Source organism: Nocardia sp. NPDC041819, from assembly GCF_055590505.1.
In genome coordinates, this window is record NZ_JBVJAP010000012.1 from 45,437 (window position 1) to 70,900 (window position 25,464).

The 25,464-nt window shown below is 67.9% G+C and carries 26 protein-coding genes and 2 tRNA genes; 18 read left to right on the forward strand and 10 right to left on the reverse strand.

What is annotated here, in order from left to right; translation table 11 throughout:
- Positions 1 to 46: 46 nt before the first annotated feature.
- On the reverse strand, positions 47 to 1,303 hold the full coding sequence (gene ectB / locus ACZ6DL_RS27960) for a diaminobutyrate--2-oxoglutarate transaminase (RefSeq protein ID WP_466055528.1): 1,257 nt from the start codon (positions 1,301 to 1,303) through the stop codon (positions 47 to 49).
- Between the two features lie 229 nt (positions 1,304 to 1,532).
- Between ectB and ACZ6DL_RS27965 the strand changes: the two genes are divergently transcribed.
- Genes ACZ6DL_RS27965 through ACZ6DL_RS27975 form a run of 3 tightly spaced genes read left to right on the forward strand, consistent with a single transcriptional unit; the run spans position 1,533 to position 4,118 of the window.
- Positions 1,533 to 2,306 carry an ABC transporter permease gene (locus tag ACZ6DL_RS27965; protein ID WP_466055529.1) on the forward strand — a complete coding sequence of 258 codons (774 nt, stop codon included), beginning with the start codon at positions 1,533 to 1,535 and terminating at the stop codon, positions 2,304 to 2,306.
- On the forward strand, positions 2,299 to 3,126 hold the full coding sequence (locus ACZ6DL_RS27970; protein ID WP_466055531.1) for an ABC transporter permease: 828 nt from the start codon (positions 2,299 to 2,301) through the stop codon (positions 3,124 to 3,126). The genes ACZ6DL_RS27965 and ACZ6DL_RS27970 overlap by 8 nt, the downstream gene beginning before the upstream one ends.
- Positions 3,123 to 4,118 carry an ABC transporter ATP-binding protein gene (locus ACZ6DL_RS27975; RefSeq protein WP_466055533.1) on the forward strand — a complete coding sequence of 332 codons (996 nt, stop codon included), beginning with the start codon at positions 3,123 to 3,125 and terminating at the stop codon, positions 4,116 to 4,118. Before ACZ6DL_RS27970 ends, ACZ6DL_RS27975 begins: the two co-directional genes overlap by 4 nt.
- Positions 4,119 to 4,150: 32 nt before the next feature.
- Here the strand turns inward: ACZ6DL_RS27975 and ACZ6DL_RS27980 are convergent, their stop codons facing one another.
- Positions 4,151 to 4,828, reverse strand: a complete 678-nt coding sequence (locus ACZ6DL_RS27980) for a DUF4389 domain-containing protein (protein WP_466055535.1) — start codon at positions 4,826 to 4,828, stop codon at positions 4,151 to 4,153.
- A 226-nt stretch (positions 4,829 to 5,054) separates the two neighbouring features.
- On the opposite strand from ACZ6DL_RS27980, the gene lpqS reads away from it, so the two are divergent.
- The 3 genes from lpqS to ACZ6DL_RS27995 all read left to right on the forward strand — a co-directional run bounded on the left by lpqS (position 5,055) and on the right by ACZ6DL_RS27995 (position 7,998).
- Positions 5,055 to 5,471: a putative copper homeostasis (lipo)protein LpqS gene (gene lpqS / locus ACZ6DL_RS27985; RefSeq protein WP_396986829.1), complete on the forward strand. Its 417-nt coding sequence runs from the start codon at positions 5,055 to 5,057 to the stop codon at positions 5,469 to 5,471.
- Between the two features lie 239 nt (positions 5,472 to 5,710).
- A complete protein-coding gene (locus ACZ6DL_RS27990) occupies positions 5,711 to 6,763 on the forward strand; it encodes a PLP-dependent cysteine synthase family protein (RefSeq protein WP_466055787.1) in 1,053 nt (350 codons plus the stop codon).
- A complete protein-coding gene (locus tag ACZ6DL_RS27995; protein ID WP_466055537.1) occupies positions 6,760 to 7,998 on the forward strand; it encodes an MFS transporter in 1,239 nt (412 codons plus the stop codon). Before ACZ6DL_RS27990 ends, ACZ6DL_RS27995 begins: the two co-directional genes overlap by 4 nt.
- A 43-nt stretch (positions 7,999 to 8,041) precedes the next feature.
- On the opposite strand, the gene ACZ6DL_RS28000 is transcribed toward ACZ6DL_RS27995, so the two are convergent.
- Positions 8,042 to 8,320, reverse strand: a complete 279-nt coding sequence (locus tag ACZ6DL_RS28000) for a hypothetical protein (RefSeq protein ID WP_466055539.1) — start codon at positions 8,318 to 8,320, stop codon at positions 8,042 to 8,044.
- Between the two features lie 431 nt (positions 8,321 to 8,751).
- Between ACZ6DL_RS28000 and ACZ6DL_RS28005 the strand changes: the two genes are divergently transcribed.
- On the forward strand, positions 8,752 to 9,282 hold the full coding sequence (locus tag ACZ6DL_RS28005; RefSeq protein WP_466055540.1) for a DUF4254 domain-containing protein: 531 nt from the start codon (positions 8,752 to 8,754) through the stop codon (positions 9,280 to 9,282).
- On the opposite strand, the gene ACZ6DL_RS28010 is transcribed toward ACZ6DL_RS28005, so the two are convergent.
- The 3 genes from ACZ6DL_RS28010 to ACZ6DL_RS28020 are packed head-to-tail and all read right to left on the reverse strand — an operon-like array spanning position 9,283 to position 11,888.
- Positions 9,283 to 9,558 (reverse strand): hypothetical protein, encoded by a 276-nt coding sequence (locus ACZ6DL_RS28010; RefSeq protein ID WP_245548852.1) that lies wholly within the window; start codon positions 9,556 to 9,558, stop codon positions 9,283 to 9,285.
- A 42-nt stretch (positions 9,559 to 9,600) separates the two neighbouring features.
- Positions 9,601 to 10,749 carry a fatty acid desaturase family protein gene (locus tag ACZ6DL_RS28015; protein ID WP_466055542.1) on the reverse strand — a complete coding sequence of 383 codons (1,149 nt, stop codon included), beginning with the start codon at positions 10,747 to 10,749 and terminating at the stop codon, positions 9,601 to 9,603.
- A gap of 20 nt (positions 10,750 to 10,769) precedes the next feature.
- The gene (locus tag ACZ6DL_RS28020; protein ID WP_466055543.1) at positions 10,770 to 11,888 is read right to left on the reverse strand and encodes a ferredoxin reductase; all 1,119 of its coding nucleotides are present in this window, start codon (positions 11,886 to 11,888) and stop codon (positions 10,770 to 10,772) included.
- Positions 11,889 to 12,058: 170 nt separating this feature from the next.
- Here ACZ6DL_RS28020 and ACZ6DL_RS28025 point away from each other — a divergent pair, with 170 nt between their 5' ends.
- Positions 12,059 to 12,679: a TetR family transcriptional regulator gene (locus tag ACZ6DL_RS28025; protein WP_357042814.1), complete on the forward strand. Its 621-nt coding sequence runs from the start codon at positions 12,059 to 12,061 to the stop codon at positions 12,677 to 12,679.
- Positions 12,680 to 12,727: 48 nt separating this feature from the next.
- On the opposite strand, the gene ACZ6DL_RS28030 is transcribed toward ACZ6DL_RS28025, so the two are convergent.
- Positions 12,728 to 14,092, reverse strand: coding sequence for an MFS transporter (locus ACZ6DL_RS28030; protein ID WP_466055545.1), 1,365 nt, complete (start codon positions 14,090 to 14,092; stop codon positions 12,728 to 12,730).
- 119 nt (positions 14,093 to 14,211) lie between these two features.
- On the opposite strand from ACZ6DL_RS28030, the gene ACZ6DL_RS28035 reads away from it, so the two are divergent.
- The 3 genes from ACZ6DL_RS28035 to cmrA all read left to right on the forward strand — a co-directional run bounded on the left by ACZ6DL_RS28035 (position 14,212) and on the right by cmrA (position 17,749).
- Positions 14,212 to 14,769 carry a PadR family transcriptional regulator gene (locus ACZ6DL_RS28035; protein WP_062975688.1) on the forward strand — a complete coding sequence of 186 codons (558 nt, stop codon included), beginning with the start codon at positions 14,212 to 14,214 and terminating at the stop codon, positions 14,767 to 14,769.
- Between the two features lie 21 nt (positions 14,770 to 14,790).
- Positions 14,791 to 16,821 carry an FAD-dependent oxidoreductase gene (locus ACZ6DL_RS28040; protein WP_466055548.1) on the forward strand — a complete coding sequence of 677 codons (2,031 nt, stop codon included), beginning with the start codon at positions 14,791 to 14,793 and terminating at the stop codon, positions 16,819 to 16,821.
- Positions 16,822 to 16,945: 124 nt separating this feature from the next.
- The gene (gene cmrA / locus ACZ6DL_RS28045; RefSeq protein ID WP_466055550.1) at positions 16,946 to 17,749 is read left to right on the forward strand and encodes a mycolate reductase; all 804 of its coding nucleotides are present in this window, start codon (positions 16,946 to 16,948) and stop codon (positions 17,747 to 17,749) included.
- A gap of 6 nt (positions 17,750 to 17,755) precedes the next feature.
- Here cmrA and ACZ6DL_RS28050 read toward each other — a convergent pair whose 3' ends face one another.
- The gene (locus tag ACZ6DL_RS28050) at positions 17,756 to 19,312 is read right to left on the reverse strand and encodes a helicase HerA-like domain-containing protein (protein ID WP_466055789.1); all 1,557 of its coding nucleotides are present in this window, start codon (positions 19,310 to 19,312) and stop codon (positions 17,756 to 17,758) included.
- Between the two features lie 337 nt (positions 19,313 to 19,649).
- On the opposite strand from ACZ6DL_RS28050, the gene orn reads away from it, so the two are divergent.
- From orn to ACZ6DL_RS28065, 3 genes are all read left to right on the forward strand, one after another.
- A complete protein-coding gene (orn, locus tag ACZ6DL_RS28055; RefSeq protein ID WP_466055551.1) occupies positions 19,650 to 20,303 on the forward strand; it encodes an oligoribonuclease in 654 nt (217 codons plus the stop codon).
- Positions 20,304 to 20,359: 56 nt separating this feature from the next.
- Positions 20,360 to 20,435, forward strand: a tRNA-His gene (locus ACZ6DL_RS28060).
- A gap of 192 nt (positions 20,436 to 20,627) precedes the next feature.
- Positions 20,628 to 20,879 (forward strand): hypothetical protein, encoded by a 252-nt coding sequence (locus tag ACZ6DL_RS28065; protein WP_062975680.1) that lies wholly within the window; start codon positions 20,628 to 20,630, stop codon positions 20,877 to 20,879.
- Positions 20,880 to 20,949: 70 nt separating this feature from the next.
- Here ACZ6DL_RS28065 and ACZ6DL_RS28070 read toward each other — a convergent pair whose 3' ends face one another.
- Complete coding sequence (locus ACZ6DL_RS28070; protein WP_466055552.1) at positions 20,950 to 22,188, reverse strand: L,D-transpeptidase; 1,239 nt, start codon at positions 22,186 to 22,188, stop codon at positions 20,950 to 20,952.
- 308 nt (positions 22,189 to 22,496) lie between these two features.
- Here ACZ6DL_RS28070 and ACZ6DL_RS28075 point away from each other — a divergent pair.
- From ACZ6DL_RS28075 to ACZ6DL_RS28090, 4 genes are all read left to right on the forward strand, one after another.
- Positions 22,497 to 22,569: transfer RNA gene (locus ACZ6DL_RS28075), tRNA-Lys, on the forward strand.
- A 713-nt stretch (positions 22,570 to 23,282) separates the two neighbouring features.
- Entirely contained in the window at positions 23,283 to 23,909 is a 627-nt protein-coding gene (locus tag ACZ6DL_RS28080) for a transglycosylase SLT domain-containing protein (protein ID WP_466055553.1), read from the forward strand.
- Positions 23,910 to 24,021: 112 nt separating this feature from the next.
- Positions 24,022 to 24,336, forward strand: coding sequence for a hypothetical protein (locus ACZ6DL_RS28085; RefSeq protein ID WP_051174964.1), 315 nt, complete (start codon positions 24,022 to 24,024; stop codon positions 24,334 to 24,336).
- Positions 24,337 to 24,429: 93 nt separating this feature from the next.
- Positions 24,430 to 24,951: a DnaJ family domain-containing protein gene (locus ACZ6DL_RS28090; RefSeq protein ID WP_466055556.1), complete on the forward strand. Its 522-nt coding sequence runs from the start codon at positions 24,430 to 24,432 to the stop codon at positions 24,949 to 24,951.
- 29 nt (positions 24,952 to 24,980) lie between these two features.
- On the opposite strand, the gene ACZ6DL_RS28095 is transcribed toward ACZ6DL_RS28090, so the two are convergent.
- Complete coding sequence (locus ACZ6DL_RS28095) at positions 24,981 to 25,433, reverse strand: MarR family winged helix-turn-helix transcriptional regulator (RefSeq protein WP_466055558.1); 453 nt, start codon at positions 25,431 to 25,433, stop codon at positions 24,981 to 24,983.
- Between the last annotated feature and the right edge of the window lie 31 nt (positions 25,434 to 25,464).

Consider the following 25,464-nt stretch of genomic DNA (forward strand, 5'->3'; position numbering starts at 1 on the left):
GCACCTCACCGCCACATCGGCAGCGCGGTGAGACTTCCGCAACACGTCAACCGCAGACCGCCTCCATCGCTCCGGTCAACAGGCGCATGCCGTGATCGATCTCGTCGTCGGTGACCGTCAGGGGCGGCATGAGCTTGATCACCTCGTCCGCCGAGCCGGAGGTCTCCACGAGCAGTCCACGGTCGAACGCGGCCCGGCCGACCTTCTCCGCCAGTGACGCGTCCTCGAAGACGATGCCGTGCACCAGGCCGCGTCCGCGCGCCGAGACCCCGTCGAACCCCTCCGCCAGCCCATCGAGCGCCCGTGCGATCCGCTCCCCCTTGGCGAGGGTCGTGAGTTCCAGCGCGGAATCCGACCAATAGTGCTCGAGCGCCACACGACCGGTGACGAATGCCGCGTTGTTGCCACGGAAGGTGCCGTTGTGCTCGCCGGGCGCCCACTGATCGAGTTCCGGCTTGAACAGCACCAACGCCATCGGCAGGCCGTAACCCCCGATCGACTTCGACAACGTCACGATGTCGGGCGTGATCCCGGCGACCTCGAAGGAGAAGAACGGCCCGGTACGGCCGCAGCCCATCTGGACGTCGTCGACGATCAGCAGGATGCCACGGGCCGAACACAGCTCGGCCAGTCCGCGCAGCCATTCCACGCGGGCCACATTGATGCCCCCTTCGCCCTGCACCGTCTCCACGATCACCGCGGCCGGTTTGTCCAGACCGGAAGACGGATCGTCCAGCGCCCTGCGCATCCAGAGCAGGTCGTCGGCGATGCCGAGGTATCCGTCGTAGGGCATGGGCATGGCATGCGCGAGCGGCACCCCCGCGCCGGACCGCTTGGCGGCGTTTCCGGTGACCGCGAGCGCGCCGAGCGACATGCCATGGAAGGCGTTGGTGAAGCTCAGCACGGTCTGGCGCCCGGTGACCTTGCGGGCGAGTTTCAACGCGGCCTCGACCGCGTTCGCTCCGGTCGGCCCGGGGAACTGGACTTTCCAGTCCAGGCCGCGGGGGCCGAAGACGTTGTCGCGCAGCGCTTCCAGCAGCCGCCGCTTGGCGACGGTGGACATGTCCAGGCCGTGGGTGATGCCGTCGCCCGCGATGTAGTCCAGCAGCGCCCGCTTGAGCACGGGGTTGTTGTGGCCGTAGTTGAGCGATCCCGCCCCGGCGAAGAAATCCAGGTATTCCTTGCCGGTCTCATCGCGCAGCCACGCTCCGCTGGCGGTGTCGAAGACCGCGGGCCAGCAGCGACAGTACCCGCGCACGTTGGATTCGAGTGCCTCGAAAACAGTCATCTCGGCGACGGTCATCGGCGATCCTTACTCGTCGTGCGCGAGCGCTCCACAATCTGAAGTGACAGTGTTTCTAACATCCGCGACGCGTGGATGGCGGCCTTTTCCCGCAAACAGCGCAGAAGCCTTTCCCGTGCCCACCCGGGCCGGTAGGGTTGACCCCTTGTGCGCGGGAGACCGGAGGGGGGCGGACAGCGTGCCGTCGGGGGAACGATTTCGCAGCGCCGTCGCCCTCTACACATCGCTCATGGGCGCCGGATTCCGCAGACAGTGGCAATACAAAGCGGCGATGTTCGCGGGACTGTTCACCAACTGCGTGTTCGGGTTCGTCCGCGCGGCCGTCCTGGCCGCGGCGGTGGACGCCGGCGGTGACTTCGGCGGGTACGACCGGGGCAGCATCGGCGCCTACGTATGGCTGTCACAGGGGCTGCTCGGTGCGTTGCAATTCATGGGATCCCTCGGACCACTGGATGATCGGGTGAAGAACGGTGACATCGCCATCGATTTCCTGCGCCCTGTCGATATCCAATGCGGTTATCTCGCGGACGATCTCGGGCGGGCGGCGTGCACCTTTCTGCCGCGCGGCATACCGAGCGTGCTGGTGGGCACGCTCACCTTCGGGCTGGTGATGCCGGTCTCGACCGGACCGTATCTGCTCGGGGCGGTGAGTGTCCTACTGGCCGTGGTGATTTCGTTCCTGTGCCGGTTCATCGTGGTGCTGATCGGATTCTGGGTCGTGGAGACCCGCGGCATCCGGGTGCTGTACTACACCGGCGGGACCTTCCTGGCCGGGCTCTTCGTCCCGGTGCACATGTTCCCCGCGTGGCTGGGCGCGCTCGCGGCCACCACGCCTTTCCCCTCGATCCTGCAGTCTCCGATCGACGTGCTCTCCGGCCGGATCACCGGTGCGGAAGCGCTTTCCGTCATCGGCGTGCAGGTGTTCTGGGTGCTGGTGGCCGGGATCGCAGGGCGCGCGCTGCTGATCACCGGCCGACGCAGGCTGGAGGTGCAAGGTGGTTGAGGTCGCTGCCGCGCGTGCCGGGTCGTGGTCGACACCCTACGTCGCGGTGTTGCGCTCCAGGATCCGCGCGCAGCGCAGTTACCGATTGTCCTTCGTCAGTGAGCTGTTGAGCGCCCTGCTGGTCGGCCTGGTCGAGTTGGCCGAAGTCTGGCTGATCTTCCGCGCCGCGCGCGTCCTCGGCGGACTGGATCTGGACGGCGCGCTGTTGCTGTTCGGATTGAGCAACACGAGTTTCGCGCTGTCCCAGGTGCTGTTCGGCCACCTCGACACGCTGCCGGTCCTGATCAGGATGGGCCAGCTCGACGCCTATCATCTGCGACCGCAACCGCTGCTGCTGCAACTGATCACCAGCGATGTCTCGCTGCGCAGGTTCGCGCGCGCGTCCGTCTCGATCGTCGCGCTGGCGGCGGGCTTGGCGCGCAACGACATCGCCTGCGACGCGACCACGGCCGCGCTGCTCACCCTCACGCTCCTCGGCGGTATCGCGCTGTTCGGCGGCGTGTTCGTCTGCGCCGCGGGGTTGCAGTTCTATCTGATCGACGGCTCCGAACTCACCAACAGCTTCACCTATGGCGGCTCGTTCGCCGCGACTCAACCGGCATCGGTGTTCCCCACCCCCATGCGATTACTGTTCGGGTTCGCGATTCCGGTCGCGTTCACGGCCTACCTGCCCACCCTCGCGCTGCTGCGCCTGCCCGGCCCGCCGCTGCTGCCCGCCTGGCTGGCCTGGCTGACTCCGGTGGCGGCGCTGTGGGTCTGGCTGCTGGCGCTGGGTCTGTGGCGCTCGGGCACTCGGCACTATCAGGGAGGCGGAGGATGAGAACGAGCCGGCGCCCCGGCCCGGAGGCGATCATCGATATGGAGGACCTCACCAGGCAGTTCATCCTGTATCGCAAGAACGGCCGCCGCTGGCGCAGACGCCGTGAAACGCTCACCGCGGTCGACGGGATGACCGCCCGGATCGAGCGGGGCGCCGCCGTCGGCTACATCGGCGCCAACGGTGCCGGCAAGTCCACCACGATCAAGATGCTCACCGGCATCCTGGTGCCCACCTCCGGCACCGTGCGTACCTGCGGGCTGGACCCGGTGCGGCAGCGACGCGAACTGGCCGGCCGGATCGGGGTGGTGTTCGGCCAGCGCTCCCAGCTGTGGTGGGATCTGCCGCTGCGCGAATCGTTCTCGATCCTCGCCGCGATCCACCGATTGGCGCCGGATGCCGCACGCGAGCGCGCACACGAACTGATCGAGCAACTGGAAATGGCCGATACCCTCGACACACCGGTGCGCCAGCTCTCGCTCGGCCAGCGCATGCGCGCGGAAGTCGCCGCGGCCCTGCTGCATTCGCCCGAGCTGGTGATCCTCGACGAGCCCACGATCGGCCTCGACGTGCTGTCGAAACAACGGTTGCGCGAGTTCCTCCGGGCCGAGCGCGCCGAGCGCGGCACTACCCTGCTGCTCACCACCCATGACATGGGCGATATCGAAAGGCTCTGCGAGCGTGTGCTCGTCGCAGATCATGGCCGCTTGGTGTACGACGGATCGCTCACCGGATTGGCGGCCACCGTCGGCGCGCGCCGGGTGCTGGTGGTGGACCTGGCCGAACCGTCGCCGGACTTCGACGATCTGCCCTCGGCCCAATTGCTGGGCACCGAAGCCGACGGCATGCGGCAACGGCTGGCCTTCGATCCGGAACAGATCACGGCCGCGCAGTTGCTGGCCGCGGTGTCGGAGCGCGCCGAAGTGCGGGACCTGTCGATCGAGGAGCCCGAGATCGAGGACGTGGTGCGGCGGATCTACGAATCCGCCCGCTGACGGGAGGGGCGGATCCGGTGGCGAGGCCGGGCTCAGTCGGACTCGCGAGCGCCCTGGTCGAGCCGGAAGGGCGGGTACTCGTCCCGCATCAAACCGGCGTATGCCTGGACGCGGATGATCCAGCGATTGACGCCCATCACGAAGTCGTAGAGGCCCTGCGGGTAGCGCGCCGTGAACAGCAAGGCGACCAGCGCGACGATCAGCAGGATGCTCAGCAGCGAAATCGAGGCGCCGCCCCAGTCGTCCCCCTCGCCGCCCGCGAACGCGACGCCGCCGCTCACCACCGCGCCGACGATCAGGTAGTGCGGAATGGCCAGCAACCACCACTTCACCAGTACCAGGCCGCGGTGCAATGTCTCCGGGTAGTCGATCTCCAGGTCGGCCGGGTAGTCCGCGTTCGTCCGCAAGCTGAACGGCGGGTATTTGTCGGTGCCGAGCACTGACAAGGAGTAGAAGGTCACCCGCCATCCCCAGCGCATGACGCCGACATTGAAGTCGAACAGGCCGCGCGGGTACTTGCCGGTGATCAGGATCGCGAAGAAGGCGACGACCGTGAGCACCGCGTAGGCGATGTGCAGGAAGAAAAGCACGATGTAGTGCGGTATCGCCAGTAGCCACTTGACCAGCCACAACCACCGCGACAGCGCGGGATCCAGATCGCCACGCACGCGAATCGGGTCGGACGGGACGGCGGGCTTCTCGAGTTCCATGAGCAACGCTCCTTACGGTTGTTGTGATCCAAACCACAACCAGTAGGTGTCCTGATTGTCCCGTACCCAGCCGTGCGGGAACGGCACCATCTGATACCGACACGCCAACGAATAGGCGCGCGGAGAGGGCGGTCCGCGCACGGCTGGGCCTGAGCCGCAATCGAATCGATCGAACCGCCCCCAACACCGGCGGATCGCGCTCCGGCCGGACTTGTACCATCGGGACGTGACGTTCGGCGCGCTGCGACTACCGGTGACCCGGGTACTCGTGGCTCTCGCGTACACCGCCTGGGTGGTCGCCATCGCGGTGCCCCAGTGTCACGTCTTCACCCACGCCGCCGCGCCGCACGCGCATATCGAAGCGTCCGGCCCGGTCATGGCCTCTTCCGTCACCCAGGCGATCCTCCTCGACCGCCATCAGCACGCCAACGAGCCGGATCGGCACGTTCCCGGCGACGCAGTGCTCGCCGCCCTGCCGCGCGCCATCTCGCTGCTGGTGCTGCTGCTGGTCGCCTCGGTGCCGGTGCTTCTGGCGGCGCCGGCGGCCGCGCTCGGTGGCGGCGTGCGCGCGCCCCCGATCGCGGCCATCCCGGTGTGTCCGGGCAGAGACAAACTCACTCGATTCGGCATCGATCGGAACTGATCGGTCAGCGTCAGGCCGGAGCCTGCCGGGGCCCGGCCGGTGTTCGTGCGAAGTCCGCACTCACACCGTCGCTACCAGTAGCGACCGCACAGAATCGACGATTCCCCATGACTTCTGCGCTGCAGAACCCGGCTGTGCCCGATCCCGCTCCGCGCGAGCCGCAGACCCGTCCCTCGACACCGCTCGCGAGCCCTGCGAGTCTCCTGACCACCGCCCAGCGCTGTCCGCGTCCGGACACCATGGTGGGCAACACGCCGGTCCTCTGGATCACCGAACCGCTGGGCGACACCACGCCACCGGAGGGCCGCGGCTTCTGGGCCAAGCTCGAAGGCGCCAATCCCGGCGGGATGAAGGACCGGCCCGCGCTGCACATGGTCGAGCGCGCCATCGCGCGTGGCGACCTCGCACCGGGCGCGCCGATCATCGAATCGACGAGCGGCACGCTCGGTCTGGGCCTCGCGCTGGCGGGCATGGTGTATCACCACCCGGTCACACTGGTCACCGACCCAGGCCTGGAACCACTCATGCACCGCATGCTCGCGGCCTACGGTGCGCGGATAGAACTGGTCGCCGAGCCGCACCCGACCGGCGGCTGGCAGCAGGCGCGCCGCGACCGCGTCGCCGAACTGCTGGCGCGGGACCCCCGGGCCTGGTGCCCCGACCAGTACCGCAACCCGGACAACCGCGACGCCTACGAAACCCTGGCGCTCGAGCTGGTGGCCCAGCTGGGCCGGATCGATGTTCTGGTCTGCTCGGTCGGCACGGGCGGCCATTCCGCCGGAATCGCGCGCACGCTGCGCCGGTACTTCCCGCACCTGCGTTTGGTCGGCGTCGACGCCGTGGCGTCCACGATCTTCGGCCAGCCCTCGGGACGGCGGCTGATGCGCGGGCTGGGGTCGAGTATTCATCCGGGCAACGTCGACTATCCGGCGTTCGACGAGGTGCACTGGGTCGCGCCCGCGGAAGCGGTGTGGGCCTGCCGCAGGCTCGCCGCGACACACCATGCCAGCGGCGGCTGGAGCGTCGGCGCCGTTACCTTGGTCGCCGGTTGGCTGGCCCGCACCAGCGATCCGGCCACACGGATCGCCGCGATCTTCCCCGACGGCCCGCTGCGCTATTTCGACACCGTCTACAACGACGAGTACTGCCGTGCGCACGGCTTGCTCGGCGTCACGCCGCCCGCCGCACCCCTGCGCATCGCGCATCCGGCCGACGCCGTCGTCGACTCGTGGACGCGCTGCGCGACGGTCGTCGATCCCCGCGGTGGCGCCGACGCGGAGCGGACGCGATGACCGAGCTGATCGCCACCTTCCGCGGCTTCAACCGCCCCAGCCGCATGCTGATGGTCAATCAGTTCGCCATCAACACCGGGTTCTACATGCTGATGCCCTACCTGGCCGGTTACCTGGCAGGTCCGCTCGGGCTGGCCGCGTGGGCGGTCGGGCTGGTCCTCGGCATCCGGAACTTCGCCCAGCAGGGCATGTTCCTGCTCGGCGGCACCCTGGCCGATCGACTCGGCTACAAACCGCTGATCGTGACCGGATGTCTGCTGCGCACAGGCGGTTTCGCGTTGCTGGCGGTCGCGGATACGCTTCCGGCGCTGCTGGTCGCGTCGGCCGCGACCGGTTTCGCGGGCGCGCTGTTCAATCCCGCGGTCCGCGCGTATCTGGCGGTGGACTCGGGGTCGCGCCGGGTGGAGGCGTTCGCCGTGTTCAACGTCTTCTATCAGGCGGGCATATTGCTCGGCCCGATCGTCGGGCTCGCGCTGATGGCCGTCGACTTCCGCGCGACCGCCACGGGCGCCGCGGTGGTGTTCGGCGCGCTGACGCTGGCCCAGTTACGTGCGCTCCCACAGCACACGGCCGCGCCGAAAACCACGTCCGTTCTGGACGATTGGCGCGTCGTACTGGCCAACCGCCCGTTCCTGCTGTTCGCCTCGGCGATGATCAGTTCCTCGGTGCTGGCCTTCCAGGTCTACCTGGCGTTGCCCGTGCACGCCGCACGGATCGCGGGCGACTCGGCGACCGCGCTGATGACCGCGGTGTTCGTGCTGTCCGGGTTGGTCGCTATCGCCGGTCAGCTGCGCATCACCCGCTGGTTCGGGCAGCGCTGGGGCCGCGCGCACAGCCTGGCACTGGGTATGGCGATTCTCGCGTTCGCGTTCCTACCGCTGGTGGTGATCCCGGGCACCGGCTCGGGCGTGTGGCCTGCGATCGGCGCGCTGCTGCTGACCGCAGTCGTCCTGGGAATCGGTGCGGCAGCGGTCTTTCCGTTCGAGATGGACACCGTGGTCGCACTGGCGGGCAACCACCTGGTGGCGACGCACTACGGCCTCTACAACACGATCGTCGGCGTCGGCATCCTGCTCGGGAATCTGGGCATCGGAACGCTGCTGGATGCCACGCGCGAGGCCGGTCTGAGCGCACTGGCGTGGGCGGCGCTGGTCGCCGTCGGGACGGTCGCGGCGGCGGCGTTGTTCGCGCTCGCCCGTTCCGGACGGCTCGACGCACCGGTCCCGGTCGGCTGATCGAGCGGGCCGTCCCGGGTGCGTACCGGCCGGGACGGCCTGGTCAGGCAGGTCCGTTCGACTGCGCCGAATACAGGCTGACCTCGCCGTCCTCGCTGAGGAAGGCGTTGACCAGCATGATGCGGTTGGCGCGCAGTTCCTCGTGATCCGGGGCGCTGGTGGTGATCGAGATCTGCGGGATGACCGCCCAGTTGACCACGTAGCGCTCCGGCGGGCCGTCGTCATCGGACAGCCGGGCCAGACGGAAGACCGAGACGGTCTTGCGGACGATCAGATTGCGCACGACCTCGGCGATTCGCTCAGGGTCTTCCAGTGCGAACATGAAGCCGAATGTCAACTCGGGCGATGACACGTAGGCGGGCACGAAGACCGAGGTTAGCCGATCGGACGCGTGTGCGCAGCGCTCGGGTCGAATCGGGTTGCTGCGCATGCGCTCGAACAATTCGAGAGCGCACAACCCCTGCGCGGAGCCGGTTGACCGATCCGTAACGGAACATAACGATTTCCCGGCAGCTCTCGGATTCGTACACCAGAGTATTGCGTGGATTCGGCTATCGCGCTTTCCTGAAAGTGTCCCGATTTCTCGGACGTCTTCTCTCGCATCGTCGCGGATTTCCCGGTTTCTCTGCCGTGCTGGTGGACCGTGGGACGACATCCGGATGCGGGACTGCGCCGGAGCCGAGGGGCGCCCCTCCCCGAAATCCCCCTCGGCCCTGGCGCATCCAAGATCCGCCGCGTCGCCGGAGGTATGCCATGCCCACCGAATACGCTCAGCGCGGCCTCGGAGCCGAGGAACTGCCACCCGCCGCCGCACTGCTTCGCGCGCTCCGGGAAGCCGGCGAGAACCAGCACCGGCACAGCGTGCTGCACGCCGCGCGCATGCTCGTCGAATGCCACGAGCGACGGCAGCTGGCGCTCGAGCGAGCACACGCGCCGGGCGCGTCCAGCGCGCACGTCGCGGCATGCAGCCGACAGCTGGAGGACATCGACGGCTGCCGCGCCGAGTGGATCGGACGAATCGACGCGTGGGTAGCCGCCAACGTGCAGCACCGGGAGGGCGCCTCGCTGCATACCGAGACACTCGGGGCGGTGATCGATCGAATCGCGGCGAAATGGGTTGCGGCTCGTCACACTTTGGGCGACGAGGTCACGACTGGGCCGCATCCGGCGCAGGTGGACGGGGAAGCCCACCTGCGGTGGACGAGGCTGGCCGAACTGATCGACGGCTACCAGGATCTGATCACCGACGTCACCGAGCACCGGCGCCGGCTGCCGGTGTGGTGATCAGCGCGGCTCGTCGACTCCGGGTTCGACGACTTCGGCGTCGAGGAACTCTTCCGTCCGGCTGACCGGCGGCTTCTCGACCGGGACCTCGGCCTCGTCGCCGAGATCGGTATCGAGGTCCCGCTGCGCCGCGGCGTCCCGGCGAGCCGCGGCCGCCGCCTCGCGCATCTCGATCGTGTCGGTGATCCACTCACCGATCTCCCGGGTGACCTCCGCGACGGTGCCCGTGATGATGCCGGCGATATTGCCGACATGCTTGGCGCCGGAGGAGGTCATTTCCTGAATGAGATCTTTGTTGCTTTCGAATTTCCCGATCATTCACACGCCCGCTTCGCTCGCCTGCCGCTGTCGCATCACGATAACACCGGGAGACGGCTCGCTCTCGACCCAGCGCGGCGGCAGTGCGAGCTTGAAAATCTTCTTCCACACCGACCCGATCTGCTTACCGAGCGGGCCGGTGTTGTACGGCAAACCGTACTTTTCACACAATGCGCGCACAGTCGGCGCCATCTCCGGATAACGGCTCGCGGGCAGGTCCGGGAACAGGTGGTGTTCGATCTGGTGCGACAAATTGCCGGACATGAGATGGAACAGTTTGCTGCCGCTGATGTTGGCCGAGCCGAGCATCTGCCGGATGTACCACTCGCCGCGGGTCTCGTCCGCGGTCTCCTCCTCGGTGAACGTCTGTACGCCGGTCGGGAAGTGACCGCAGAAGATGATGGCGAAGGCCCACACGTTGCGCACCAGGTTGGCGGTGACGTTACCGGCCAGGGTGTGGAAGAACAGCGGCCCGGTCAGGGCGGGGAACACCAGGTAGTCCTTGAGCACCTGCTTGCCCGCCTTGCGCCACTGGCCGAGGAGCAGCTTCTTGACCTCCGGCCACGTCTTCTTGCCCGCCAGGATGTTCTCGACCTCGAGGTCGTGGCCCATCACACCCCACTCGAACAGCATCATGAGCACGAAGGCGTACAGCGGCTGCCCGAGCCGCAGCACGTTCCACTCCTGGGCCTCGTCCATGCGCAGGATGGAGTAGCCGATGTCGCGGTCCTTGTTGTGGATGTTGGTGTAGGTGTGGTGCAGGTAGTTGTGCGAGTGCTTCCACTGGTCGGCCGGGCAGACCGTGTCCCACTCGAACACACGGGAATTCAGGCCGGGCTCGCGCATCCAGTCGTACTGGCCGTGCATCACGTTGTGGCCGATCTCCATGTTGTCCAGGATCTTCGACACGCTCAGCGCGGCCACCGCGGCCAGCCAGACCGGCGGAAGGAAGCCGAGATACATCAGGCCGCGCCCGGCGATCTCGAAGCCGCGCTGCGCCTTGATGATCGAGTACAGGTATTCCCGGTCGCGCTCGCCGAGGTCGGCGACGATCGCGGCGCGCAACTCGTCGAGTTCGCGGCCGAGTTCCTCGATCTGGTCCGGGCTCAGGACCAACGGTCCGTTGTCGGTTTCGGTCAGGATGGTCATGATCGGTTCCCCTTCTTCGATTAGATGTCGACCTCGACGTCGCCGACCGGCGCGCTGATGCACAGCTGGATCGGCTGGTCGGGGTCACTGTCGGTCTCGCCGGTGCGCAGATTGCGCGTGCAGCCGGAGCGGCGCACCGCGGTGCAGGAGAAACAGATCCCCATGCGGCAGCCGTACTCGGGGCTGAGCCCGGCGGATTCGGCCTGTTCGAGCAGCGGGGCGCCGTTGTTCTGCGCGCTCACGCCGCTGGCCGAGAAGCTCACGGTGCCCTGCGCGTCCGCGGCGTCGGCCGGGGCGAACGAGAGGATGAACTCCTCGGTGTGCAGCCGGTCTTCCAGCTGCTCGGCCTGATAGATCGTGCGCACCGCGTCCATCAGCGACTGCGGGCCGCAGACATAGGTCCGCGCGTCGGCGAACCACGGCGCCACGCGCTCCAGTTCGTCGTAGTCGAAGTATCCGCTGTTCTTCGGTTGGTTCAGGTCCACCCACGGTGCGTCGGGGTCGACCCGCGCCAGGTCCGGTGCGCGATGCGGATACCGCAGCTCGATGCGGAAGTTCGGGTGCCGCTGCGCGATCGCGTCCAGTTCGGCTCGGTGCGGCAGCACCTCGGGCGACTTCGCGTAGTGCAGGAACACCACCTCGCCCGGATGGTCCTCCGCGGCGAGCGTGCGCAGCATGGACAGCACCGGCGTGATGCCGCTGCCGCCGCTGATCAGCAATACGCGCTGCGGTCGCGGTTCGGGCAGCCGGAACACGCCGTCGGCGGGGGTCAGGTCCACCACCATGCCGGGGGTGGCGTGGCGGTAGAGGTACTGCGACACCAAGCCGTCCGGATGCGCCTTGACGGTCAGCTGGATGGTGCGATCCCGACCGCCTTCCGGGTTCACCGGCGAATAGCACCGCGTGTGCCGCACACCGTCGATGACCACGCCGATCTGGACGTACTGTCCGGCGACATGGCCCTTCCACTGCCGGGTCGGGCGCAGCGTGAGCGTGACCGAACCCGGCGCCGAGCGGCGCACGTGAGTGATTTCGGCCCGCATGTCCCGCACCGTGAGGGTGGGGCGGACCAGTTCCAGATACCGATCCAGCGGGTGTGGCGAGGTCAGGGTCTGCACCAGGTTGATGAGATCCACCATTAGTTACTCCGTGCCTTGTCGGGCTGACGACGTGCGACCGATTTTCAGTGCACGTCTGTACACTAAACTAGTGTGACGGATGATGGGGGCTAGGTGTCAACCGGCGAAACATGTGACTCGAACTACATCTAGGGATAGGTCGAATGGTGAACGGATGTATGCTCACCGGGATGAATGAGCAGGCAGCCACCCGAGGCGAACGCAAGGAGCGGACCAGGCAGGCACTCCTGGACGGCACCCTCGCCCTGGCTGCCGAGCGCGGATTCGCCGCACTCAGCCTGCGGGAGATCGCCCGCTCGGCGGGCATCGTGCCCACGGCGTTCTATCGGCACTTCGCGTCGCTGGAGGACCTCGGCGCCACCTTGGTCGACGACGGCGTCACCGCGCTGCGGCTGGCGCTGCGCGAAGTCCGCCGCAACGCGGACGCGAGCCTGTCGGACACGGTGCGTTTCGTGTTCACGCAGGTGGGGCCGAAACGTGAGCTGTTCGGCTTCCTGACCAGGGAGCGTCACGGCGGGTCCGCGGCGCTGCGCACGGCCATCGCCCGGGAGATCCAGCTGATCGTGCGCGAACTGGTCGCCGACCTCTCCCGAATCCGCGCCCTCGACTCCTGGACGCCACGCGACCTGGAAATCGCCGCCGACCTCATGGTCACCACCGTGACCGACGGGATCGCCGCCTATGTGTCGGCCGCACCGCGCGACGAGCAGACCATCATCGACCGCACCGTCCAGCAGATGCGGTTGATCGCGCTCGGCATGGGCGGCTGGCGTCCTCCGAAGCGGCGCTGATCCGGCGACGGACGGCCGTCGCGCTTCTCACTCGGCCGCCGGCCACGCTCACTCGGCGAGCCGCGACTCCTCGGCGTCGTCGCGCTCCGCTACGACCGGATCCGGCGGCCGCACCGGCAGCAGCACCGCGAGCCCTGCCGCCAGCACGACGAGCAGGCCCGCTATACCCGCGCGGTCGGCGTCGAACAGCCAGACGAACAAGCCGAACAGGCTCGGCGCGAGGAAGGACACCGCGCGCCCGGTGGTCGTGTACAAGCCGAAGAGCTGGCCTTCGCGTCCGGGCGGTGCGAGGCGGGTCAGGAACGAGCGCGCCGCCGCCTGCGCTGGTCCGACGAAAACGGTCAGCAGCAAGCCGAAGATCCAGAACATCAGCGGCCCCGACACCACGGCCAGGGCCAGGCCGCACACCAGCATGGCGGCCAGGGACACCACGATGACGATCTTCGGCCCGACCCGGTCGTCGAACCGCCCCGCGACGATCGCGCCCAGCGCCGCAACGACATTGGCGGCTATGCCGAACAGCAGCACATCCGAGTCGGCGATGCCGTAGACCCGCACGGCGAGTACCGCCCCGAAGGTGAACACTCCGGCGAGACCGTCCCGGAACACGGCGCTGGCCACCAGGAAGCCGACCGTGCGCCGGTCGGTGCGCCACAGCTCGCGCAGGTCGCGCCACAGCACCCGGTACGAGCCGAGGAATCCGGCGCTCGCCGCACCGGGATCGGCGTCGGTGCGCGGCAGCTCGGGGACGGCGAACAGAACCGGCAGCGCGAAGGCGGCGAACCAGACGGCGGCCAGCACGGCGACCAGGCGGATGTTGAGTCCGTCGTCGGTGGGCATGCCGAGCAGCCCGCGGTTGTCGCCCTCGCCGGAGATGAAGCCGAAGTAGCAGATGAGCAGCAGGAAGATGCCGCCGAAATAGCCCATCGCCCAGCCGAATCCGGAGACCCGGCCGACCGTCGCCGGCGTGGACACCTGTCGCAGCATCGCGTTGTACGGCACGTTCGCCAATTCGAAACAGGCCGACGCGAATGCCAGCAGGGCCAGACCGAGCCACAGGTCGCGATAGTCGTCGTGCACGAAGAACATCAGCGTCATCGCCGCGATGGTCAGCGCGGTCAGCGCACCGAGGGAGCGTTTGCGTTTCGCGGAGGCGTCGAAGCGCTGCCCGCTAACCGGCGCGGTCAACGCCACGACCAGGCCCGCGATGCCCAGCGTCCACCCCAGCCACGCGCTGGCGGAGACACCGCCGGGTAGGTCGTCGCCGACCTTGTCGGTGAGATATACGGAGAACACGAAGGTGAGGATCACGGCGTTGAATGCCGAAGACCCCCAGTCCCACAGCCCCCACGCCACCACCTGCCCGCGCCCGGCGGCCTGCCCGACTGTCGCCCGGGCGTTCACCTCGGTCATGCGCGCAGCTTAATGCGCGCGGCCCTTCGAGTCCGGTGGAAGCGAGTTCCGGCCCGCGAACCCGAAGTTGGCTATGCACTTAGTTGCATAGTACCGAATGTCACGGCTATTCTCACCGCATGGCACTGGAGCATGCGTTGCTGGTATCGCTGACCGAGCGGGCGGGCTCGGGATACGAGTTGGCGCGGCGCTTCGACAAGTCCATCGGGTACTTCTGGAGCGCGACTCACCAGCAGATCTATCGCGTCCTCAAACGCATGGAGGAGTCCGGCTGGATCGACGGCGAGTCGGTGGTCCAGGAGGGCAGGCCGGACAAGAAGGTGTACTCGGTGAGCGAGGCGGGCCGCGCCGAACTCGCGCGCTGGATCGCCGAACCGAGCGACTCCGGTACCCCGCGCAACGAACTCGCGGTGAAGATCCGCGCCGCCGCCCACGGTGACATCACCGCGTTGCGGGCCGAGGTTGCCCGCCATCGCGACCAGCACGCCCAGCGACTCGAGCTGTACCGGCAGATCGAGAAACGTGACTTCCCCGCCCCCGACCGGCTCGGCGGGACGGCCCTGCACCAGTACCTCGTCCTGCGCGCGGGCATCCGCGTGGAGTCGGGGTTCGTCGAATGGTGCGACGAAGTACTGCACGCACTGCACCCGCGCGCGACAGCCCCGCACGCGGATTGACGGAGAAAGGCGACCGCACCGATGAGTTCCTTCCCCCATTTGTTCGAGCCGCTCGATCTCGGCTTCACCACCTTGCGCAACCGAGTGGTGATGGGGTCGATGCACACCGGGCTGGAGGATCGCGCCTGGGACACCCACAGGCTGGCCGCCTACTTCGCCGAGCGCGCACGCGGCGGCGCGGGCCTGATCATCACCGGCGGCTACGCGCCCAACCGCGCGGGCTGGCTGCTGCCCTTCGGCGCCAAGCTGACCAACAAGACCGAGGCATACCGGCATCGGACGATCACCGAAGCGGTGCACGCCGAAGGCGGCAAGATCGCCATTCAGATCCTGCACGCGGGTCGCTACTCCTACATGCCGGGCAGTGTGTCGGCATCGTCGATCAAGGCGCCGATCAATCCGTTCCGCCCGCGCGCGCTCTCGGCCAAGGGCATCGAGCGGACCATCGACGACTACGCCCGCTGCGCGAAGCTGGCCCAGTTCGCCGGCTACGACGGCTGCGAGATCATGGGTGGTGAAGGCTATTTCATCAACCAGTTCCTCGCACCGCGCACCAACAAGCGCACCGACGCGTGGGGCGGCTCACCGGAGAACCGGCGGCGGATCGCGGTGGAGATCGTGCGCCGCACCCGCGCCGCGGTCGGCCCGGACTTCATCATCGTGTTCCGGTTGTCCATGGCCGAGCTGGTGGAGAAGGGGCAGACCTTCGACGAGATCGTCGCGCTGGCCCGGGAACTCGAAGCCGCCGGGGTGAACATCCTCAACACCGACATCGGCTGGCACGAGGCGCGGGTGCCCACCATCGTGACCTCGGTGCCGCGCGCAGCCTTCGTGGAGTTCACCGCGAAGATCACCGCGCGGGTAGGCATCCCGGTGTGCGCGTCCAACCGGATCAACATGCCAGAAGTGGCCGAGGAGATCCTGACCCGTGGCGACGCGCAGCTCGTTTCGCTTGCCCGCCCGTTCCTCACCGATCCGGAGTGGGCGAACAAGGCCGCGCAGGATCGCGTCGACGAGATCAACACCTGCATCGCGTGCAACCAGGCATGCCTGGACCACGCCTTCCAGCGCAAGACCGTGTCGTGTCTGCTCAACCCACGCGCGGGCCACGAGACCGAACTGAAGCTGCTGCCGACCCGCCGCGGCAAGCGCGTCGCCGTGGTCGGCGCGGGACCGGCCGGGCTTTCGGCGGCGGTGAACCTCGCCGAACGCGGCCATCACGTCGAACTGTTCGAGGCCGACGACAAGATCGGCGGCCAGTTCGACATCGCCCGCCGCATCCCCGGCAAAGAGGAATTCAGCGAGTCGATCCGCTACTACCACCGGATGCTCGAACTCACCGGCGTCACCGTGCACCTGAACAAGCGGGCCGGCGCCGACGAACTCATCGCCGGAGGCTACGACGAGGTGGTACTCGCCACCGGTGTGCGGCCGCGGATCCCCGACATCCCCGGAATCGACCACCCCATGGTGCTGTCCTACGCCGAACTGGTCCGGGAGGAGAAGCCGGTCGGCAAGCGCGTCGCCGTGATCGGCGCGGGCGGCATCGGCTACGACGTCAGCGAATTCCTCACCGTCGAAGGTCATCCCACGCTCAAGCTGGACGAGTGGAAGGAAGAGTGGGGCGTCACCTCCGACGACGATCAGGTCCGCGGACAGCTCACCGCGCCGAGGCCGGCTCCCGCAGCACGCGAAGTCGTTCTGCTGCAACGGAAGACGTCCGCGTTCGGAAAAGATCTCGGCAAGACCACCGGATGGGTGCACCGCGCCGCGTTGAAGGCCAAGGGCGTCGATCAGATCGGCGGCGTCAACTACGAACGCATCGACGACAACGGCCTGCACATCAGCTTCGGGGAGAAACGGCAACGGCCGCAGCTGATCCCGGTCGACAACGTCGTCGTCTGCGCGGGCCAGGAGTCCGTGCGTGATCTGGAGGCCCCGCTGCGCGCCGCCGGCGTCAGCCTGCATCTCATCGGCGGCGCGGAGCTGGCCGCCGAACTGGACGCCAAACGAGCCATCGACCAGGGCACCCGGCTGGCCGCACGGCTCTGACCGGGCGCGGCGGCCGGGCCGGATGCCCGGTCGCCGTTGCCGGGGCGTGGAACACCGGCTCGCCGGGATCGCGCGGCAGCCTCCGTCGGCGTCCCCCCGCGCGGCATCGCCTAGGCTGCACGGGGTGAGCCTGCCCTCCCCCACCTCCGAGAACCGCGCGGTCGTCACCGGCGCCTCCTCCGGCATCGGCGCCGCGCTCGCCGCCGACCTCGCCGCTCGCGGCTACTCGCTGATCCTGGTCGCCCGCCGCGAGGAGCTGCTCACCGAGCTCGCGCAGCGGCTGACCCTGGCCCACGGCATCACCGCCGAGGTGCGCGCCGTCGACCTGGCCGACCGCGACCAGCGCGGCGTGCTGGTGGAGGAACTGGCCGCCCGCGACATCGCCATCCTGTGCAACAACGCGGGCATCGCGACCTTCGGCGCGGTCGCCGAACTCGACCCGGCCTACGAGCGCGCGCAGATGGAACTCAACGCCGTCGCCGTGCACGATCTCACCCTGGCCGTGCTGCCCGGCATGCTGGCCCGGGGCAGTGGCGGCATCCTGATCAGCGGCTCGGCCGCGGGCAACATGCCGATCCCGAACAACACCACCTATGCCGCGAGCAAGGCGTTCGCCAACACCTTCTCCGAATCGCTGCGCGGTGAGCTGAAGGGCTCCGGCGTGCACGTCACGCTGCTGGCGCCCGGCCCGGTGCGCACCGAACTCCCGGACCCCGCCGACGCCTCCATCGTCGACCGGATGGTGCCCGACTTCATGTGGGTCTCCTCGGAGTACACCGCGAAGGTGTCCATCGACGCGCTCGCCCGCAACAAGATGCGCGTGGTCCCCGGCCTGATCAGCAAGGGAATGAGCGTGGCGGGCCAGTACGGCCCGCGCGCGGTCACCGCTCCCATCGCGGGCGCGTTCTACAAGAAGCTCGGCGGCTGACCTCGCTCAGCGGCGTCTGGTGCCGAACAGGCTGCGGGTGATCTGGCGGCCTGCCGCGCTCGCGGCCGAACGCAGGAAGCTGCGCACCGCGGGGTTTTTCATGATCCGCTCGGCGGCGGACTCCTCTTCCTCGCGGGTCGAGGCGCGGCCGGGCACGGGAGCGGGTTCCGCCTCCGGCGCCGCCGCGGCCATCTTCGCCGCGAGCAGTTCGTAGGCCGACTCCCGGTCGATGGTCTGGGCGTACTTCGAGGCCAGCGGGCTGGACAGCGCCCGCGATTTGATCGCGTCCGCACCGATGGTGTCCATCAGCGACCGGGGCGGCCGCAGCCTGGTCCAGGCCACCGGCGTCGGCGCGCCCTGCTCGGAGAGCACGGTCACGATCGCCTCGCCGGTGCCGAGGGAGGTCAGCGCCCGCTCCAAGTCGTAGACGCCGGTTCTGGGGTAGGTGCGGACGGTCTTCGTCAACGCCTTCTGGTCGTCCGGGGTGAATGCGCGCAGGGCGTGCTGGACGCGCGCGCCGAGCTGGGAGAGCACCTGGTTCGGGATGTCGGTGGGCAGCTGGGTGCAGAAGAACACGCCAACCCCCTTGGACCGGATCAGCTTGACGGTCTGCTCCACCTGCTCCAGGAACGCCTTCGAGGCGTCGGAGAACAGCAGATGCGCCTCGTCGAAGATGAAGACCAGTGCCGGCTTGTCCACGTCGCCGACTTCGGGCAACGTCTGGAACAGGTCGGCGAGCACCCACATCAGGAAGGTGGAGAACATCACCGGCCGCGCCGCCTGTGCGCCGAACTCGAAGAGCGTGATCACCCCTTTTCCGTCCGCGACCCGCACCAGGTCGGCCGGGTCGAGTTCGGGCTCGCCGAAGAACGTGTCGCCGCCGTCGGCCTCCAGATTCACCAGGGCGCGCAGGATCACCCCCGCGGTGGCCGCGGAGACACCGCCGATACCCCTCAGATCCTCCTTGCCCTCGGGGCTGGTCAGATGCGTGATCACGGCGCGCAGGTCCTTCAGATCCAGCAGTGCGAGGCCGTTGCGGTCCGCCCAGTGGAAGATCAAGCCGAGGGTGGACTCCTGCGTATCGTTCAGCTCGAGCACCTTGCTCAGCAGTACCGGGCCGAAGGAGCTGATCGTCGCGCGGATCGGCAGCCCGGCTCCAGTGGTGCCCAGTGAGACGAACTCGGTCGGGAAGCCGGTCGGCGCCCAGTCCGCGGCGGCGGTCTCCGCGATGCGTGTGGCGAGCCTGTCGCTCGATCGCCCCGGCTCGGCCAGACCCGACAAGTCGCCTTTGATGTCGGCCAGCACCACCGGAACACCGGCGCTCGACAGCTGCTCGGCGATGCCCTGCAGAGTTTTCGTCTTCCCCGTACCGGTGGCACCGGCGACCAACCCGTGCCGGTTCACCATCGGCATCGGAATACGAACGCGGGCGGCGGGATCCACCGTTCCGTCGACTACGACGGTGCCCAGTTCCAGCGCGAGTCCTTCGAACGCGTAACCCGCGGCGATCTCTTGCGCGGCGGAGGCGTCTCTCCGCTGCCCGGACGGCTCGTCTCGCGCCATGGACGAACCCGCTCCCGCCTCGTCGGCGACCGTCTGTTCGGCCAGCTCGCGTTCGGCGGCCTCCGCGGCAGCGGCCGCCTCGGCCGCGACCCGCGCCGCCTCGTCGGCCGCCTTGCGCGCCGCGGCCGCCTTCTCCTGAGGGGTGGTCATCGCACGTCCTCCGTCCTGGCTCGACTCGAACTGCTTTACGCAGTGTTTGCTGTCGCACCGAAAACGCCGGGTGCCGATCTGGAAGAAACTGTATCCCCGCCGGTCAGGTTCATGGCCGCATCGGCGGCTGAACGGTCGCAGCGCCGTACCGCCTGCTCGGGACCTCGGCCCGGCTAATGTTGCACGGGTGTCCGACAAATACATGGTGTGGATGGATTGCGAGATGACCGGCCTGCGCTTGGACAGCGACAAGCTGATCGAGGTGGCCGCGCTCGTGACCGACAGCGATCTCAACATCCTCGGCGAGGGCGTGGACATCGTCATCCACGCCGACGACGACGCGCTGGCCGCGATGCCCGCGGTGGTCGCCGACATGCACGCGCGCTCCGGCCTGACCGAAGAGGTCCGCCGCTCCACCGTCACCCTGGAAGAGGCCGAGCAGCGGGTGCTCGACTACATCCGCCAGTACATCCCCACCCCGCGCACCGTGCCGCTGGCCGGTAACTCGATCGCCACCGACCGCGGTTTCATCGCCAGGGACATGCCCCTGCTCGACGCCCACCTGCACTACCGGATGGTGGATGTGAGTTCGATCAAGGAGCTGTGCCGCCGCTGGTATCCGCGCATCTACTTCGGCCAGCCGGAGAAGGGCCTGAGCCACCGTGCGCTGGCCGACATCCAGGAGTCGATCCGGGAACTGGAGTACTACCGGCGGACCGCGTTCGTCGCGCCGCCCGGCCCTTCCACCGCCGAAATCGCCGCCATCGCCGCCGAGGTCTCCCAACTCGGTCCGGAGCGGGCCGAATCAGCCCAGGTCAACGGCTCGCCTGACGCCGATTAGGGAGTGGGCGGGTTGACACGCTAATATCTAGCCCGCCGGTTGTTGACCGGCGAATGGTGAGCGTAGTTCAGTTGGTAGAGCACCAGGTTGTGATCCTGGCTGTCGCGGGTTCGAGTCCCGTCGCTCACCCCAAGAGCCCGGACGGCTCCGAGAAATCGGAGCCGTCCGGGTTTTCTTTTGCGTCTCATCGCATTCCCCGGCGCACGCCCGCCGCAATGTGAAACGAATATCGTCCAGAATTCGCCACCTCTCCGTAGACTGCGATCCACGTGGGAGGGTGTCGCTGGGGCGCCTCCCGGTTCGATCAGAAAGACACACCTCGTGATGCGTTCTGCGGTTATCGCAGCCTTCGTCGGCGCCACCCTCCTCACCGGATCCAGCGGAACCGCGGCCGCGGGCATCGGGCTTCCGCCGCTGCCCGACTCCGGCTCGGCGTCGAGCGGATCGGCGGGCGGCCTGGCCACCACCGGCTCCGCGGGCAGCGGTTCGGCGGGCAGCAAATTGCTGTGCGCGGCGACCGGCAGCGCGATCGCGATCCTGGGTGACGCCCAGTTGGGCTGCAACATGCTGCCGTGAACACAGCCCCGAAATGCCGAACGGGCCACCGGATTACGCTCCGGTGGCCCGTTCGGCGTGCTGCTTCGGCTCAGCGATTGTCGTCCGCGTTGCCCGCCTTCCAGACCGGCCAGGGGATGTTCCAGTCACCCAGGCCGTCCACGCCGGACAGGGTGCCGCCCACGGTGTTCTTCACGATCGTGATATCGCCGCGCTTGGCGTTCTGGAAGACCCATTGCGCGTTCGCCGGGCTGAGGTTCAGGCAGCCGTGACTGGTGTTGCTGTACCCCTGCGCACCCACCGACCACGGCGCCGAGTGGAAGAAGATGCCGCTGTAGGACAGTCGCGTCGCGAAGTCCACCGGCGTCTTGTACCCGTCCGGCGAGCTGACCGACACGCCGTAGGTCGAGGAGTCCATGATGATCTTCTCGTGCCGGTCGGCGACGATGTAGATGCCGTTGTCGGTGGGCGTGCTGTCCTTGCCCATCGAGGTCGGCATGGTGCGGATCACCTGGCCGTTCTGCTCGACGACCACTTGCTTGGTGTTGTCGTCGGCGGTGAAGACCACCGCGTCGCCGATGGTGAAGAACGAGTGGATGTTGTCCTGGCCGTACAAACCGTTACCGAGATCACGCCCATAGACGTTCACGTCGATGGTGACCTTCGTCCCCGGCGCCCAGAAATGCTCCGGCCGCCACCGCACCTCGCGATTGTTCACCCAGTAGAACGCACCCTCCACCGGCGGCTCGGTGGTGATCTTGATGGCGGACTGCGCCGCATTCCGGTCCGGGATGTTCTCGTCGAACTGGACGGCCACCGGCTGGCCGATACCGACCACCTCCCCCTCGCCGGGGACCAGGTAGGGCTTGGTCTGGTTGCCGGGCGAACTCGTGGTGAAGCTCAGCGTCGCGGTGTTCGCCCCGCCCAGGCCGATCGCGTCGGCCTTCAACCGGTAGGTCTTGCCGTATCCGAGCACCTCGGTGGTCTCCCACGACCGGCCGTCGGCGGCGAGTTTGCCCTCGATCGACTTGCCCTGCGGACTGACCAAGGTCACCCCGGTGAACTTGCCGTCCTCCACCTTGAACGTCATCGGGACGCCCGGCGAAACCCCCACCTCGCCGTCCTTCACCGGCGACAGCAGCTTGGGCTTGATCAATTCGGTGATGGGGTTGCGGTCGATGACCGCCTGCGCCGCATCCGTGGCGTCGGATGCCGAACATCCCGTCAGCGCCAAGGCGGCGACCGCGACGACGATCACCGGTCCCGCGACAGTGCGTAGGGACCACCGCGCGGCCGGCTTGCGCTTCTGCCGACCTCGACCAACACTCATTTCCAACCCCGTTTCAAAGTCTCGGTGCTCCAGGACACACCGATGGCTTCGGATACCGACCGCTGCGCTGCGTCACCCCGCCGTGGACGCGGGCGATCGAAACCACAATCGGACATTCTGCCAGTGCGTAACGTCCAGGCCAATGTGAACACCTCGTCCGTCACTGCAGCGTTACCACCTGTAGATCAACCCGGCGATCCCCGGCGTTACCGGCCCGCGAGCGCATCACATCGCGGCCGGTCAGGGCACGATTTCACTTCTGCGGCCCCGGCCTGTTAAGGTTTGTCCCGCACCGGAACACGGAGCACGCGCCATTAGCTCAATTGGCAGAGCAGCTGACTCTTAATCAGCGGGTTCGGGGTTCGAGTCCCTGATGGCGCACATCACGTAAACCGTGCCCCTTGTCAGTCATCGGCTGACAAGGGGCACGGTTTTCTCTTCTCCAGATCGCCGCGGAACCCGTGACATCACCGTGACCTGGGCTTCTTCCCAGTTGCACCAGTGGTCTCAATTCGGACAGCAATACGCCCGCGAAGCCCTCGAAATCCAGTTGTACAGCCGAAAACTTCTGTGATGTACAGCACAAGAGGTTTAACGGCAAACTCCCAGCTTGGATAACGATTCGGCCACTGCGTCCTGGGCTTTCCAAGATCGCCAACGCCTATCATTCAGGTTTCGTTCACCCTTTGTTAACCAAGCGTGACCATTCTGCAATCAGGTCACGAAGCGACCTGAAGTTTGGTCAGCCCGAGGAGTTGTAGACACCGATTCGGTAACGATCACCGGCAGGCGACTGCCCGCCACGTGATCGGCGGAGCGGAATCCGGCGACGGACCCGCGATCCACACTTCCGCCCCGTCTCTTCGCATCGAGATGCGAAGTCCCGCGCGACACCGCGGCCGAGCCCATCGAGGGCGATCCGGCGCCGCACACACGAACCGCGTCGCGTTCCGGGGACATCATCGTCCCCCACAACAAAACCACACAACAGCACATGGCCGTTTTCGGCGAACGCCCCGAGCGTACGCCGCAGGATCCGTGCTGCCCAATTGCGGCCCGGATCGAGTAAGTCCCCGATAAAGGAACCGATTCGAATGCCTGACAGACGCCTTTCCACCCTTCGTCGCCCCTCGCTCCGCGAAACCGTCACCGTGGCCGTCGCCGCCGCGGGTGTCGTCGCCGTGGCCGCCTGCTCCGCGGCGTCCGTGGCCGATGACAGCGTCCCGTCTCGCATCGCCATGGTGGCCGAGCAGCAGCCCGAGGCCGCCGCCGCGCCCGCCGTGGTCGCCGCCCCGGTCGCGGAGGCCATCCCCGCGCCGATGCCCGCCCCCGCTCCGGCGCCCGCGCCCGCTCCCGAGCCGATTCCGGCCCCGATGCCTGTCCCGGCCGCGCCGGTCTACGCGGACAACCTCGACGGCTGGATCCATCAGGCGCTCGACATCATGCAGGCCAACGGCATCCCGGGCACCTACGAGGGCATCCACCGCAACATCATGCGTGAGTCCACCGGCAATCCCCAGGCCATCAACCTGTGGGACTCCAATGCCGCCATGGGCATCCCGTCCAAGGGCCTGCTGCAGGTGATCGACCCCACGTTCGCCACCTACCACGTCGCGGGCACGCCCTTCGACATCTGGGATCCGGTCGCCAACATCGTCGCCGCCTGCAACTACGCCGCGCACCGCTACGGCTCGATGGACAACGTCGACAGCGCGTACTGAGTCCGCCTCGCGCCGCGGCCTCCCCATCCGCCGATGGGGAGGCCGCGGCGCATTCCGGCCGGTACGCCCGGTCGGCTAGGGTCGATGCCACCTGCGACCCGTGGACGTGCCCGTGACCGACTACGCACACAACGACGTGGCGGCCAAGAGCCGCGCCGAGAAAGCGCGACGGCTGGCGAGCTACCTCTGGCACCGTGGCATCACCGGCTCCGAGGTGCTCGCGATGACGGCGTCCGTCCGGCGCAAACTGGCCAGGGCCGCCGCGACTAATCCGCCGAGCACGGACGAGACCTGGACTACGGTGGCGCGGTTACTGACCGAGAAGGACGACTGGGCCGCCCGCCATCCGGAGCATCCCGCGGCTCGACGGGAGCACACCGACGAGAAGCTGCTCTGGGTGAAGCCGCCGATCACGCCGTGGTCCTGATCATCCGCCAAAAGGGTTTCAGCACAAGATTTTCGACGTCTACTACAGACTTCCGTAGAGTGGTGACATGGTTCCGTCGACACCGCCGTCGCGATGACCGAGCGCAAACCGGCGAAGCAGACGTTCGAATCGTGGGTCGACAAGCAGATCCGCGAGGCGGCCGAGCGCGGCGAATTCGACAACCTGTCCGGCACCGGCAAGCCGATTCCCGGGGCGGGTTCCGCTTACGACGAAGATTGGTGGCTGCGCGGCTATCTACGCCGCGAAGGAGTCGGCAGTGAGGCGCTGTTGCCACCGTCGCTGCTGTTACGGCGCGATATCGAGCACCTATCCGAAGACGTGCGCGATGCGACCAGCGAACGACAGGTGCGGGCGGCCGTGCGGGAACTCAACAAACGCATCGTGGACTGGCTGCGGATGCCGGAAGGACCGTTCGTGCCGATCGCTCCGGTGAACGCGGACGACATCGTCCGCCAGTGGCGCGAGTCCGCGCGGCCGCAGCGCGAGCAGCCGAGCCGCGCGACGGGGGCCCCTTCCCGAGCGGGGGCCGGCGAGGCCCCCGTGCGGGCCCCGTGGTGGCGCCGATGGCGACGGCGTGACACCGACGCCGGATAGCGTCCCCGCAGGAGAACGAACCGCGCCGCTCACGCGCCGAGTTCGGTCACCTGCTCCACCTCGGCGACCACTTTGTCCGCCAGTGCGCGCAGCACCCGCGCCTCATCCGCCGTCATCGGCTCGATGAAGACGCGACGGACCAGATCGACGTGGTTCGGCGCGGCCCGCTCCAACGCGACGCGCCCTTCCGGCGTGAGCTGGACGATGATGCCGCGGGCATCCTCCTCGGCGGGCCGCCGCTCGACCAGACCGCGCGCGTCCATCCTGGCCAGATGCTTGGACAACCGGCTCTTCTCCCAGCACACCTCGGCGGCCAGTTCCTTGGCGCGCAGACAACCGTTGGGGGCAGCGGACAACGCCACCATCAACTCGTAGTCCGCCAGGGACAGACCGTCCTCGGCCAGGCCGGCCGAAATCGCCCCGTCCAAACGCTGGCGCAGCCGCACATATGCCTGCCAAGTCGCCTGCTCGTCGTCACTCAACCACCGGACCATGGGAATGAAGTGTAGTCAC